The organism is Microbacterium sp. FW305-3-2-15-F-LB2, from assembly GCF_058787255.1.
In genome coordinates, this window is record NZ_JBYSZO010000001.1 from 3,071,401 (window position 1) to 3,084,584 (window position 13,184).

Genomic DNA, 13,184 nt, shown 5'->3' on the forward strand with positions numbered 1-13,184 from the left:
ATGACCTCCCCCACCCGCATCTCGCTCGACCCGCGCCGTCCCGGACCGGAAGTGCCCCGCCGGCTGTTCGGCACGTTCGTCGAGCACATGGGACGTTGCGTGTACGACGGCATCCATTCGCCCGGTCACGCGACCGCCGATTCCGCGGGCTTCCGCGCCGACGTGCTCGATCTCGTCCGCGAGCTCGGCGCGACGGTGGTGCGCTACCCCGGCGGCAACTTCGTCTCGGGCTACCGGTGGGAAGACGGCGTCGGCCCGCGCGACGAGCGGCCGGTCCGCCTGGATGCCGCGTGGCACAGCACCGAGACCAATCAGGTGGGCCTGCACGAGTTCGCCGACTGGGCGGATGCCGCCGGCCTCGAGGTCATGGAAGCGGTCAACCTCGGCACCCGCGGCGTCGCCGAGGCGGCTGACCTGCTCGAGTACGCCAACCACCCCGGCGGCACCGCGCTCAGCGACCGCCGCCGCGCGAACGGACGCGACGAGCCCTTCGGCATCCGACTGTGGTGCCTGGGCAACGAGATGGACGGGCCCTGGCAGATCGGGCACAAGACCGCCGAAGAGTACGGACGCCTCGCCGCCGAGACCGCGCGCATGATGCGGTTCATCGACCCGACGGTCGAGTTGGTCGCCGCCGGCAGCTCCAACCACGAGATGCCCACGTTCGGCGAGTGGGAGCGCACGGTGCTCCGGCATACTGCGGGCTTGGTCGACCACATCTCGGTGCACGCGTACTACGAAGAGCACCCCACCGACCCGCAGAGCTTCCTCGCCAGCGGCGCCGCCCTCGACCGCTACATCGGCGAGGTCGTCGACATCATCGACGAGGTCGACGCCCGCACGCCCGGCGGCGCGCCCGTCGGAATCAGCGTCGACGAGTGGAACGTCTGGAACCAGACACGCTGGAACGAGGTCGACAAGCCGCGCGTCTTCACCGGCGACTGGCCGCTTGCGCCGCGCCTCATCGAGGACGACTACACCGTCACCGACGCCGTCGTCGTCGGGTCACTGCTCATCACCCTGCTGCGCCGCGCCGACCGCGTCTCGATGGCGAACCTCGCGCAGCTCGTCAACGTCATCGCCCCGATCCGCACCGAGCCCGGCGGTGGATCCGCCTGGCGGCAGACGACGTTCCACCCCTTCCGACTCACCGCCGAGGCCGCGACCGGACGGGTCGTGCCCGTCGAAGTCGACGGCGCGGGGATCACCACCGCCCGACATGGCGACGTCGATGCGGTGGATGCGATCGCCACCGTCGATGGCGATGTCGCCCACGTCTTCCTCGCCCATCGCTCGCTCGATGCCCCGACCGAGGTCGAGCTGGACCTCGGACCCGTGGCATCCGCCGATGCCGTCGTGATCACCGTCCCCGAGGGCGGCGACCGCCACACCACCAACTCCGCCGACGCCGAGCCGGTGGCCCCCGCCGCCCTGGCGGTCGAGGTCGTCGACGGCGTCCTGCACTTCACCCTCCCCCCGCTCGCGTGGGCGCGCGTGCGCGTCCAGCTGGCCTCCTGACCCGAGAGAGAACGTGACCACCTTCACCATCGGCGAGACCGACTTCCTTCTGGACGGCGAACCCTTCCAGGTCATCTCCGGAACTCTGCACTACTTCCGCATCCACCCCGAGCACTGGGCCGATCGCATCCGCACCGCCAAAGCCATGGGCCTCAACACCATCGAGACCTACGTCGCGTGGAACGCGCACGAGCCCGTGCGCGGAGAGTGGGATGCCACCGGGTGGAACGACCTCGGACGCTTCCTCGACCTGGTGGCCGCCGAGGGGCTGCATGCGATCGTGCGCCCGGGCCCGTACATCTGCGCCGAGTGGCACAACGGCGGGCTCCCCGTGTGGCTGACGTCGAACCCGGGGATCGGCCTGCGCCGTTCGGAGCCGCAGTACCTCGCCGCCGTCACCGAGTACCTCGAGCGTGTATACGAGATCGTCGTCCCGCGGCAGATCGACCGCGGCGGCAACGTCGTCCTCGTGCAGATCGAGAACGAGTACGGCGCCTACGGCTCCGACAAGGACTACCTGCGCGAGCTCGTGCGCGTGACCCGCGACGCCGGCATCACCGTGCCCTTGACGACCGTCGATCAGCCGATGCCCTGGATGCTCGAGAACGGCAGCCTCCCCGAACTCCACCTCACCGGTTCGTTCGGCTCGCGGTCGGCCGAGCGCCTCGAGACCCTGCGCGAGTTCCAGCCCACCGGTCCGCTCATGTGCTCGGAGTTCTGGGACGGCTGGTTCGACTGGTGGGGCAGCATCCACCACACCACCGACCCCGCGGCATCCGCCCACGACCTCGATGTGCTGCTCGCGGCAGGTGCGTCGGTGAACATCTACATGGTGCACGGCGGCACGAACTTCGGCACCACGAACGGCGCGAACGACAAGGGACGCTTCGACCCCATCGTCACGTCGTACGACTACGACGCCCCGATCGACGAGGCCGGGCACCCGACGGCGAAGTTCCACGCCTTCCGCGACGTGATCGCGAAGTACGCGCCCGTGCCCGACCTCGAGCCGTCGGCACGGCCCGACGCGCCGGTGTTCGAGGTGGCGCTGTCCGGCGAGGGCGACTGGATGCCGGCATCCACGGGTTCCGTCTCGGATGCGCCCGCGACCTTCGAGAACCTCGGCCATCTCGGCCCGCTCGTCCGCTACGACGTCGACCTGCCCGCGGACGGTCCGGCCGTGCTCGCGTTCGGCGAGGTACGCGACCTCGCGTGGGTCCACGTCGACGGCGTGTTCGTCGGACGTCTGTCGCGCACGCTGCACGAGCGGGCGCTCGCGATCCCGGCGGGTGCGCGCCTCACGGTGCTCGTCGAGGATCAGGGCCGCGTCAACTACGGCCACCGCCTCGGCGAGGAGAAGGGGCTCATCGGGCGCGCGACGCTCGACGGCCGGCCGCTGACCGGCTGGACGGCGACGCCCATCGACCTCGCGGCGGCCGCGGGCACCGGCGCCGGCACGCTCGGCCGCGCGCTCCTGCGCGCCGCGTTCGACATCGACACGCCGACCGACCTGTTCCTCGACACCACGGCGTGGGGCAAAGGCTTCGCGTTCGTGAACGGCTTCTTCCTCGGCCGGTACTGGCAGAACGTTCCGCAGCGAACGCTGTACGTGCCGTCGCCGGTGCTGCGCGCGGGCGCGAACGAGATCGTGGTGCTCGAGCTCGAGCAGGTCGTCGAGACCGTGGCGCGCTTCGTGGCGCAGCCGAAGTTGGGGCAGCTCGAGGAGTAAGCGCCGGAGGAGACGCCGAGTTCGGCGCGGAATACCTCGTTCGGGGCGCGTATTCTGCGCCCCGAACGACGGATCGCGCCCCACCCCGGCGGTGGCAGACTCACCGTATGCCGGGCTCCGATGCGGGTTCGAGGGAGTCGGCATCCGTGGCCTTCGGGCGCAGGGAGGGACTCGCGAACCGGGCACGGCCGATGACCACCGCGGCCGCCACCATGAGCGCGACGCCCAGCGCGTAGGGCGCGGCGTGCGCGACGTGGGCGTAGAGCAGTCCTGCAACGAAGGGCGCGACGGCACCGATCGCGGCGTTGAGCGACTGCGCGGCGCCCGCGAGCCATCCCTGCTCGTCGTCGCCGACGGTGGTGGAAAGGACCCCGTCCATCGTGGCGGTCGCCGCCCCCTGACCCGCCGCGAGCGTCAGCGCTCCCACGACGAACAGCCACGGCTGGGCCAGCAGCGACGCGACGACCGCGAGGGCGGCGAGCCCCACCGCCTGAGTCAGGATGCCGCCGACGATCACGCCCCGCTCACCGATACGGGGCAGCAGGATGCCGAGCAACACTCCCTGGATCGCAATGTCGATGATGCCGACGCACGCGGTGAGGAGGCCGATGGATGTGGGCGTCCAGTGGATGGCATCCAGGGCGAGCACGCTGAAGTTGTTGACGAAGAACCCGAACGGCAGCCCGACGAGGATGAGGCCGATCATCAGCCCGCGCAGCTCCGGTCGACGGAACACCCCGCGGAAGACGGCGAGCGGATGCAGACCGCGGAGGTCGAGGGTGGGGATCCGCTTCTCCGTCGCGAGGCTCTCGGGGAGCAGGAACAGGCTGAGCACGGCGACGGTGAGGGCGAGCCCCGCGGTCACGAAGACGGGGAGGTCGACGTCGATCGCGGCGAGGAGGCCGCCCAGCGCGGGTCCCACCATCGTGCCGATGCCCGACAGCGCGCCCAGCACCCCGAAACGGCGCGCGCGCTTCTCGGGCGGGGTGATGTCGGCGAGGTATGCGAAGAGCGCGGGCAGGTCCCCCGCCGTGACGCCCTGCACGATCCGACCGAGCAGCAGCACCCACAAGGCGCCGCCGATACCGAACAGCAGGTAGCCGACAGTCGCGCCGAAGCCGGCGATCACAATGATCGGGCGCCGGCCGAAGCGGTCGGAGAGGCGCCCGAGGAAGGGGGCGACCAGGAACGCGCACAGCGCGTTGACGGTTTCGAGCACGCCGACCCAAACGGCGAGATCGCCAGGGTTCGCGACGTAGCGCAGCACGACGAAGGGCAGCACAGGGAGCACGACGGTCATTCCGGCCGTCGTGAGCATCGTGATGACGATGAGCATGATCCAGGCGCGGCGGTCGTCGCGCGGAGAGAGAGATGGTGAAGTCACGCCATAACTGTATCGATACCAGTTTTGGTGTCAATACAGTTATGGATTGAGTCCGGTAGAGTAGGGGCGTGACCGATCAGCCGGGGCGCCGCGAGCGCAAGAAGGCCGCCACCCGCAAGGCGATCTCCGACGCCGCCACGTCCCTCTTCCTCGAGCGCGGCTTCGACGCCGTGAGCATCCGCGAGGTGGCCGAGGCCGCCGACGTCTCCCCCACGACCGTGTTCGCCCACTTCCCCCAGAAGGAGGCGCTCGTCTTCGACGAGGATGATGAGCAGCGCGAGCTCCTGGTCGGCGCAGTCCGCGATCGCGCACCCGGAACGTCCGTGTCCGAGGCTCTCCGCGACCTCTACCGGCGCGAACTCCTCGACGTCGCCGACGACCCCGACGGCACGAATCGCCGCCGGTTCATGGATCTCATCTCCTCGACTCCCGCGCTCCGCGCGTACGTTGACCGTATGTGGCTGCGCCACGAGGGCGCCCTCGCCGACGCGATCGCGCACAGCCTCGGGCGCGACGAGCCCGACGCCGGGATCCGCGTCTACGCGCGAATGGTGCTGCAGCTGGAGATCCTCGCGTTCGAGCACGACGACGCGACCGCGATGATCGAGGCCGGCTTCCGCATTCTCGAGCAGGGGTGGCACGAGCCGCACTGACCAGCGGACGTCACGCCCGATCGCGCCGATCACGCTCGCAACGGACGGCGCGCAGAATGAGGGCATGACGTTCGCCGCGTGGCTCCGGTCCCTCCCCTCGCTCACCGGAGCCGCTTCCGAGCCCGACACCGCCCCGCTCCCGGCCTCACCCGAGGAGCTGTTCGAACGGTGGATCCGCCATGCCGTGGATGCCGGAGTCATTGAGGCCCACGCGGCGACCCTCGCGACGGTGGACGCCGAGGGCGTCCCCGACGCCCGCACCCTGATCCTCAAAGACGTCGGTCCGGCGGGCTGGGCCTTCGCGAGCACGCGCACCTCGGCCAAGGGCGCTCAACTGGCGGACCGGCCCGCGGCGGCACTGAACTTTTGGTGGCCGCCCGTTCTCCGAGCCGTCCGGGTGCGCGGGCGCGTCGTCGAGGCCACGCCAGAGGACAGCGCCGCCGATCTGGCCGCGCGGTCTGCGACGGCGCGCGCGAGAGTTGCGCCTGGCGACTGGGTGCTGTGGCGCCTTCGTCCCGACCATGTCGAGTTCTGGGAGGGCGCCGCCGACCGACGCCACACCCGGCTGCGGTACGACCGGGTGGGCGGGGAATGGACGCACCACCAACCGACGCGCCCGGCCACGACCTGACCGGGCGCCCGGAAGGTCAGCGGGCGCTCTCCCGCACGACGAGGGTCGCCGGAACCGTCTCGCCGACCGGCGTGCCCCCCTCGATCGCCGAAACAAGCGCCGCGACGGCTCGCGCGCCGAGGGCATCGAAGTCCTGCCGCACCGTCGTGAGCGGGGGGCGATACTCGGCGGCATCCACGATGTCGTCGAACCCCACGACCGCGACGTCGTCGGGCACACGCCGGCCGGCGTCCGCGAACGCCCGCAGAGCGCCGAGCGCCATCTGGTCGTTGGCGACGAACACCGCGGTGGCGGCGCCGAGTTCCGCGGCCGCGCGGTGACCGGATGCCGAGGTCCAGTCACCGCGGACGGGATCAGGGGCGCGACGCCCGGCGTCGGCGAGCGCGGCACGCCATCCCCGCTCGCGTTCGGTGGCGGCGAAGGAGCGCGCGGGACCGGCGATGTGGTGCACGGTGTCGTGGCCGAGTGCGAGGAGGTGCTCGACGGCGGCGCGGGCACCCCCGACGTGGTCGGTCTGCACGATCGAGAAGCGGTCGTCGGGCGGCGAGTCGACGACGACGAGGTGGAGGTCGCCCGGCGGATCGACGTCGCGAGCCAGCTCTGTCGCCTCGTTCAGCACCACGGCCCCGTCGACGCCCTGTGAGCGCAGGCGGGCGAAAGCATCCTGGATGCCACGCTCCCCCACCGTGACGACGGCGAGGGCGTAGTCGCGCGCGGCGGCCGCCTCGGAGATGGCCTGCAGCATGCGGGAGTTGCCGACGGATGCCAAGGTCGACACGACCAGGCCGATCGTCGAAGTCTGCCCGGTGCGCAGGGCGCGGGCGGCGCGGTGCATGCGATAGCCGAGGTCGCTCATCGCCCGCTCGACGCGAGCCCGGGTGGCCGGATCGACCCGGGGGCTGCCGTTGGCGACGCGCGAGACCGTCTGAGCGGAAACCCCCGCCGCCGCGGCCACGTCGGCCATCGATACGCGCATGCCACCCCCTTCGTGTTGACGATATCACGCCCGATCTGTAGCGTGTTATCGTGAACACGGACAGCCCCACCGCGGTGGCCCTCGGCGCCGGAGTCGTCAAGCGCCCCACGCGCCTCGCCGACGGCCGCGAACTGATCTACTTCGACGACGCCGACACCACCCTCGGCCCCGAGCGCGCGATCGACACCCGCGCCCTCGACCCGCGCCCGAGCACCGCGACCATGCGGCAGGACGTCCTCACCGGCGACTGGATCACCGTGGCATCCAATCGCCAGAATCGGGCGTTCCTCCCGCCCGCGCACCTCGACCCCCTGGCACCGCAGACGCCGACCAACCCGTCCGAGATCCCCGCGCGGTACGACGTCGCGGTGTTCGAGAACAAGTCGCCGTCGTTCGGTCCGGCGCTCGACGTCGCCACCGGCGGCGCCCCGGCCGCGATCGATCCCCCGCGCGGCGACGACGACCTCGAACACCTCGGACTCGGCCGCACGCGCACCTCCGTCGGGCGCTGCGAGGTCGTGTGCTTCAGCCCCGAGCACGAAGGCTCCTTCGGCACCCTCTCGCGCACCCGCGCGCGCACCGTGATCGAGGCGTGGGCAGACCGCACGGCCGCGCTGTCGGCGCTCCCGGGCATCCGGCAGGTGTTCCCGTTCGAGAACCGCGGGCAGGAGATCGGCGTCACCCTCCCCCACCCGCACGGCCAGATCTACGCGTACCCGTACGTCACCCCCCGCACCCAGCGCCTTCTCGACACCGTCGCGCGCACGTCGCCCGACCTGTTCCAGCGCATCCTCGAGTTCGAGGCATCCGGCCCCCGCGTCGTCCTGCGCGGCGAGCACTGGACCGCGTTCGTGCCGTTCGCGGCACGCTGGCCCGTCGAGGTGCACGTGCTGCCGCACCGCCACGTCGCCGACCTGGCCGAGACGACGGATGCCGAGCGCGACGAGCTCGCGCCGTTCTACCTGCGACTCCTTCGCGGCATCGACGCGCTGTACGACACCCCCACGCCCTACATCGCCGCGTGGCACCAGGCGCCGGTGGGACGCGCCCGCGACAGCGTGCGACTCAACCTCCAGATCACGTCGCCGCGCCGCGCCGCCGACAAGCTCAAGTACCTCGCCGGGTCCGAGGCCGCCATGGGCGCGTGGATCGGCGACATCACCCCCGAATCGCAGGCCGAGCGCGTGCGTGCCGCCCTCGACACCGTTCCGGAGGTGACGGCATGACCGCCGTCGACGATGCCCGCGCCCTGCTCGCCACTCTGACCGACGCGCCCGCCGTGGGCGTGTGGTCGGCGCCGGGGCGTGCCAACCTCATCGGCGAGCACACCGACTACAACGAGGGTTTCGTTCTGCCGTTCGCGATCGCGCAGCGCACCGCGGCGGCGGTCGCGCTCCGCGACGACGACATCATCCGCGTGCGCTCGACGTTCGCCGAGACGGGCATCGAGGTGTCGCTCGCCGAGCTCGACGCCCGCATCGCCGCCGGCGGCCTCGACTGGGCAGGGTATCCCCTGGGGGTGGCCTGGGCGTTGCGCACGGCGGCCCCGGATGCCACGCCTCGCGGCGTCGACATCGCCCTGGCGTCGGGAGTGCCGGTGGGTGCCGGCCTCTCCTCGTCCGCCGCGATCGAGGGGGCCGTGGCATCCGCCCTCAACGATGTGTGGGCCGCGGGCCTCGATCCCGTCGCGCTCGCCCGCGTGGGCCGGACGGCCGAGAACGACGCGGTCGGCGCGCCGACCGGGATCATGGATCAGATGGCGTCGATGCTCGGCGTCGCCGACGCGGCGACGTTCCTCGACTGCCGCTCGCTCGAGACGCGCCCGGTCGCGCTCGGGTTCGCCGAGGCGGGCCTGGAGATCCTCGTCGTCGACACCCTCGTCGAGCACGCGCACTCCTCCGGCGGGTACCGCGAGCGCCGCGCCTCGTGCGAGAAGGGCGCGGCCGCGTTCGGCGTCCCCGCACTCCGCGACCTCACGGTCGACGACCTGCCCCGTGCCGAGGAAATCCTCGACGACGTGACCTTCCGCCGCGTGCGCCACATCGTGACCGAGAACCAGCGCGTGCTCGACACCGTCGCGGCGCTCGACGCCGAGGGCCCGACCGCGATCGGCGACCTGCTCACCGCGTCGCACGCCTCGATGCGCGACGACTTCGAGATCTCGGTGCCCGAGCTCGACCTCGCCGTCGAAACGGCCCTGGCCTCGGGCGCCCTGGGCGCGCGCATGACCGGCGGCGGCTTCGGCGGGGCGGCGATCGCGCTCATCCCCGCCGAGCTGGTGCCGACGGCGACCGAGGCTGTGCACGCCGCGTTCGCGGCATCCGGATTCCGCGCCCCGAACGTCTTCACCGTGACGCCGTCGCAGGGCGCCCGCCGCGACGCCTGACGCGGGGTGCGCCGCGCCGCGCGGGGGCGGGGCTGCGCCGCTGCGCCTGCGCCGGGGCTGCACCGCGACGCCGGGGCGGGTCTGCCGCTGCGCCGGGGGCGGGGGTGCCGCTGCGCCGAGGGCGGGGCTGCACCGCTGCGCCTGGGGCGGGGCGCGCACCGGCACGCCCGAACTCTGTACGGCAGGGCGACCGGCGCGTAGCCTGCCGGGCATGACCGACGACGTGCTCACGTGGCTGCTCGACAGTGACCCCGCGCTGCGGTGGAAGGTCGAGCGCGACCTGCTCGACGCACCCGCGGAGCAGTGGCAGCAGACCCGCGCGCTGGTGGCCCGCGAGGGTTTCGGCGCACAGCTGCTCGCCCACCAGGACGAGGACGGCCGGTTCGCCGGGGGCGCGCACTTCCCCGCCGACTTCGGCGGCGACGAGCCCGGGCAGCCCTGGACCGCCACGTCGTGGTCGCTGATGAGCCTGCGCGAATGGGGCGTGGATGCCACGGCCCTTCGCCCCGACACCGCGGGGCTGCTGGAGCGGCACGCCCGCTGGGAGTACGAGGACCTGCCGTTCTGGGACGGCGAGGTGGATGCCTGCATCAACGCGTTCACCCTCGCGAACGGTGCGTGGCTCGGGGCCGACGTCCGCGGCATCCGGGACTGGTTCGTCGAGCACCGCCTGCCCGACGGCGGGTGGAACTGCGAGTGGGTGGAGGGTTCGACGCGGTCGTCGTTCCACTCCACGCTGAACTCCGTCATCGGCATCCTCGACGACGAATGGCGTACCGGTGGGACCCCGGAATCGCACGACGCGCGCCGCGGCGCCGAGGAGTACCTGCTCGAGCGCCGACTGCTGTATCGGCTGTCGACCGGCGAGAAGCATCCCTGGGCGGACCACCTGGGGTATCCGTTCCGGCACCGCTACAGCGCGCTTCGCGCCCTTGACCACTTCCGCGCCGCCGCACAGTACGACGGGACCGCCCCTGACCCGCGGCTGGCCGAGGCGATCGACACGGTCCGCGCGGCGCGCGCCACCGACGGAACGTGGCACCAGCAGCACCCGCCCGTGGGCCGCGAGTGGTTCCCGGTCGACGCCCCCGCGGGCGAGCCGTCCCGGTGGCTGACGTTCTTCGCGTTGCGCGTGCTGCGCTGGTGGGACGGGGCGTGATCGGCCGAGCCGGGTCCGCGCGCGACGCCGTGACACACCCCTGCGCCAGGATGGGGACATGGATGCCACGCCTGTCGTCACCACCTCGCACGGAGCCGTCCGGGGGTTCCGCCGCGGTGAGACCGCGGTGTTCCTCGGCATCCCGTTCGCCCAAGCCCCGGTCGGGCCCCTGCGGTTCGCCGCCCCGAAGCCGGTCGACCCGTGGGACGGCGTGCTCGACGCGACCGAGTACGGCCCGACCGCCCAGCGCGGAGACACCGGCATCACGCTGATCCCCGAACCGAGCGTCCCGGGCGATGCGACGCTGAACGTCAATGTCTTCGCGCCGTCGGACGCGACACCGGATGCCGTGCTCCCGGTGCTCGTGTGGATCCACGGCGGTGGTTTCACGTCGGGGTCGCCCGCCAGCCGGTGGTACGACGGCGATGCCTTCGCCCGCGACGGGGTCGTGACGGTCGTCGTCTCGTACCGGCTCGGCTTCGACGGGTTCGGAACCATCGACGGCGCCCCGTCCAACCGCGGGCTGCGCGACCAGATCGCGGCGCTGGAGTGGGTGCGCGACGAGATCCGGGCGTTCGGTGGAGACCCCGCGCGGGTGACGATCGTCGGGCAGTCCGCCGGGGGAGGGTCGGTGCTCGCGCTACTGGCCTCGCCCGCGGCATCCGGACTGTTCCACGGCGCGATGGCCCTCTCCCCCGCGCTCGGGGCCGTGACGATGCCCGCCGCTCGCCGCTTCGCCGACCACGTGGCCGCCCTCGCCGGGGTCCGCGCCGACCGCGAGGGGTTCTCGAGCCTCCCCGAGGAGAACCTCCTCGAACTGCAGCGACAGGCGCAGAAACCCGAGGGACGACGTCGCCTCGCCGGCATCACCGCTCTCCTCGACGACGGGCTGCCGATCGGTCCCGTCGTCGACGGCGACCTGCTCCCGCAGCCACCGCTCGAGGCCATCGCCGCTGGCGCCTCCTCGAGCCTCCCGCTGGTCATCGGGTCGACCGACGACGAGTTCACGATGCTCACCGCCCGCGCGAAGCACCTGCTGAGCCTCATCCCGGTGCCGCTGGCCCTCGCGACCCTCGGCCTGGGTCGCTCCCGACGGCGCGCGTACCTCGCCCGGTCGCGACGGCGCGGCGCGGCCGCGCGGCTCGGCGGCTACGTCTCGGACCGCGTCATCCGCTCGGTCGTGCTGCGCACCGCGCGCGCCCGCCCCGACGCCGCGACGTGGGTGTACCGCTTCGCCTGGCCGTCGCCCTCGATCGGGTACGCCTGCCACTGCCTCGACGTGCCGTTCTGGTTCGACCACCTCGACGCCGACGGGGTGGCCGCGATCGCGGGCGACACGCCGCCCGTCGGGGTGGCGGACGCGATGCACGCCGCCGCCGTCCGGTTCGCGCGCACGGGCGACCCCGGGTGGGCCGCCTGGGATGCCGGGACCCGCCGCGCGCGCGTCTTCGGCGCCCCGGCATCCACCCCGTCCGTCGAGTCCGACGCGTACTCGGACGTCGCCCCACTGGTCTGACGCGCCCCGGCGCGTGAGGGGTCGATATCTGTCGCTTACGCCCCGCCCAAGCGACGATTCTTGACTCCTCACGCGCGGGGGCGGGGGTCAGGCGAGAGCGGGAACCACCTCGCGCTCGAACAGCGTGATGCCCGAGGTGTCGTACGCGGCCTCGGGGAAGTAGTGGATGGCGTAGCCGAGGCCGTGCTCGGCGCGGGCGCGCAGTCGCTCGACGATCTGCTCGGGCGTGCCGAACGCGTCGGAGGAGCGGTAGTCGGCCTCGATGGCATCCGCCCGCTCGTCGCCCACGTGGGGCCGGAGGCGCGCCACGACGGCGGCCAGCCGCTCGTCGGCCTCGGCCTCGGTGTCCGCCACGATCGTGTTGAAGTTCGTCGACCGTGTGATGGCGCCGAAGTCACGGCCCAGCGCCTCGCAGTGGCCGCGCAGCACCTCCGACTTGTGGTCGAACTCTTCCAGCGACCCGCCGAAGTTCGTGTACGAGGCGTACTTCGCGGCGACCTTGAGCGTCACCTTCTCACCGCCGCCGGCGATCCAGAGCGGGATGCCGCCGTCCTGCAGCGGCTGCGGCTGGACGATCGCGCCGTCGACCTCGTAGTACTTGCCGGCGAGGGTGGCGGACCCGGTCGTCCAGGCCTGGTGCATGATCTCGACGCCCTCGCGAAGACGCCCGAGTCGCTCGGCGATCGGCGGGAACCCGTAGCCGTACGCGCGCCACTCGTGCTCGTACCAGCCGCCTCCGATGCCCATCTCGGCGCGACCGCCCGAGATGAGGTCGACCGTCGCGGCGACCTTCGCGAGATACGCCGGGTTGCGATAGCCCATGCAGGTGCACATCTGGCCGAGCCGCACGCGGTCGGTGACGGCGGCGAACGCGGCCATCAGCGTCCACGCCTCGTGCGTGGCCTCGGCGCTGGGCACGGGAGTGGTGTGGAAGTGGTCGTAGACCCAGATCGACGACCAGGGCCCTTCGTCGGCGCTCTGCGCGAGCGAACTCATGGCCCGCCACTGGTCTGCGGGGTCGATGCCCACCAGATCGAAGCGCCAACCCTGCGGGACGAAGATGCCGAATTCCATGGGCTTCACCTTAGGGCCGTACCCCGACATCCGCGCGCGGTTGCGGTCGTTCCGCGCAGCCCCCGGCCGCGAGACTGCATCCAGCCGACATCTCCCTTGCAGGCTGCAAGGGAGATGTCAGCGCGATGAAGTCTCGCGGGAGATTGGGGCGCGGGGGA

Annotated in this window: 11 protein-coding genes; 8 read left to right on the top strand and 3 right to left on the bottom strand. The window is 72.2% G+C overall.

Going from position 1 to position 13,184, the window contains the following annotated elements; all coding sequences use genetic code 11:
• Positions 1-1,518 carry an arabinosylfuranosidase ArfA gene (arfA, locus tag AC3WLZ_RS14810; protein ID WP_492470550.1) on the top strand — a complete coding sequence of 506 codons (1,518 nt, stop codon included), beginning with the start codon at positions 1-3 and terminating at the stop codon, positions 1,516-1,518.
• Between the two features lie 13 nt (positions 1,519-1,531).
• Positions 1,532-3,247, top strand: a complete 1,716-nt coding sequence (locus AC3WLZ_RS14815) for a glycoside hydrolase family 35 protein (RefSeq protein WP_492470551.1) — start codon at positions 1,532-1,534, stop codon at positions 3,245-3,247.
• 100 nt (positions 3,248-3,347) lie between these two features.
• Here AC3WLZ_RS14815 and AC3WLZ_RS14820 read toward each other — a convergent pair whose 3' ends face one another.
• On the bottom strand, positions 3,348-4,631 hold the full coding sequence (locus AC3WLZ_RS14820) for an MFS transporter (RefSeq protein ID WP_492470552.1): 1,284 nt from the start codon (positions 4,629-4,631) through the stop codon (positions 3,348-3,350).
• Between the two features lie 68 nt (positions 4,632-4,699).
• Here AC3WLZ_RS14820 and AC3WLZ_RS14825 point away from each other — a divergent pair, with 68 nt between their 5' ends.
• Positions 4,700-5,284: a TetR/AcrR family transcriptional regulator gene (locus AC3WLZ_RS14825; protein ID WP_412925675.1), complete on the top strand. Its 585-nt coding sequence runs from the start codon at positions 4,700-4,702 to the stop codon at positions 5,282-5,284.
• A 64-nt stretch (positions 5,285-5,348) separates the two neighbouring features.
• Positions 5,349-5,915 (top strand): pyridoxamine 5'-phosphate oxidase family protein, encoded by a 567-nt coding sequence (locus AC3WLZ_RS14830; RefSeq protein ID WP_412925676.1) that lies wholly within the window; start codon positions 5,349-5,351, stop codon positions 5,913-5,915.
• 16 nt (positions 5,916-5,931) lie between these two features.
• Here AC3WLZ_RS14830 and AC3WLZ_RS14835 read toward each other — a convergent pair whose 3' ends face one another.
• The gene (locus AC3WLZ_RS14835) at positions 5,932-6,891 is read right to left on the bottom strand and encodes a LacI family DNA-binding transcriptional regulator (RefSeq protein ID WP_492470553.1); all 960 of its coding nucleotides are present in this window, start codon (positions 6,889-6,891) and stop codon (positions 5,932-5,934) included.
• 50 nt (positions 6,892-6,941) lie between these two features.
• Between AC3WLZ_RS14835 and galT the strand changes: the two genes are divergently transcribed.
• The 4 genes from galT to AC3WLZ_RS14855 all read left to right on the top strand — a co-directional run bounded on the left by galT (position 6,942) and on the right by AC3WLZ_RS14855 (position 11,952).
• A complete protein-coding gene (gene galT / locus AC3WLZ_RS14840; RefSeq protein WP_492470554.1) occupies positions 6,942-8,117 on the top strand; it encodes a galactose-1-phosphate uridylyltransferase in 1,176 nt (391 codons plus the stop codon).
• Positions 8,114-9,277: a galactokinase gene (gene galK / locus AC3WLZ_RS14845; protein WP_492470555.1), complete on the top strand. Its 1,164-nt coding sequence runs from the start codon at positions 8,114-8,116 to the stop codon at positions 9,275-9,277. The genes galT and galK overlap by 4 nt, the downstream gene beginning before the upstream one ends.
• 211 nt (positions 9,278-9,488) lie before the next feature.
• Positions 9,489-10,436, top strand: coding sequence for a squalene cyclase (locus AC3WLZ_RS14850; protein WP_492470556.1), 948 nt, complete (start codon positions 9,489-9,491; stop codon positions 10,434-10,436).
• A gap of 58 nt (positions 10,437-10,494) precedes the next feature.
• Entirely contained in the window at positions 10,495-11,952 is a 1,458-nt protein-coding gene (locus AC3WLZ_RS14855; RefSeq protein WP_492470557.1) for a carboxylesterase/lipase family protein, read from the top strand.
• 87 nt (positions 11,953-12,039) lie between these two features.
• Here AC3WLZ_RS14855 and AC3WLZ_RS14860 read toward each other — a convergent pair whose 3' ends face one another.
• Complete coding sequence (locus tag AC3WLZ_RS14860) at positions 12,040-13,026, bottom strand: LLM class F420-dependent oxidoreductase (protein WP_492470558.1); 987 nt, start codon at positions 13,024-13,026, stop codon at positions 12,040-12,042.
• Positions 13,027-13,184 lie beyond the last annotated feature (158 nt).

What these genes read in the sequence shown, in the direction of transcription:
- arfA (WP_492470550.1), top strand. Translation starts at nt 1, where the DNA reads ATGACCTCCCCCACCCGCATCTCGCTCGACCCGCGCCGTCCCGGACCG.
- AC3WLZ_RS14855 (WP_492470557.1), top strand. Translation starts at nt 10,495, where the DNA reads ATGGATGCCACGCCTGTCGTCACCACCTCGCACGGAGCCGTCCGGGGG.
- AC3WLZ_RS14850 (WP_492470556.1), top strand. Translation starts at nt 9,489, where the DNA reads ATGACCGACGACGTGCTCACGTGGCTGCTCGACAGTGACCCCGCGCTG.
- galK (WP_492470555.1), top strand. Translation starts at nt 8,114, where the DNA reads ATGACCGCCGTCGACGATGCCCGCGCCCTGCTCGCCACTCTGACCGAC.
- AC3WLZ_RS14835 (WP_492470553.1), bottom strand. Translation starts at nt 6,891, where the DNA reads ATGCGCGTATCGATGGCCGACGTGGCCGCGGCGGCGGGGGTTTCCGCT.
- AC3WLZ_RS14860 (WP_492470558.1), bottom strand. Translation starts at nt 13,026, where the DNA reads ATGGAATTCGGCATCTTCGTCCCGCAGGGTTGGCGCTTCGATCTGGTG.
- AC3WLZ_RS14830 (WP_412925676.1), top strand. Translation starts at nt 5,349, where the DNA reads ATGACGTTCGCCGCGTGGCTCCGGTCCCTCCCCTCGCTCACCGGAGCC.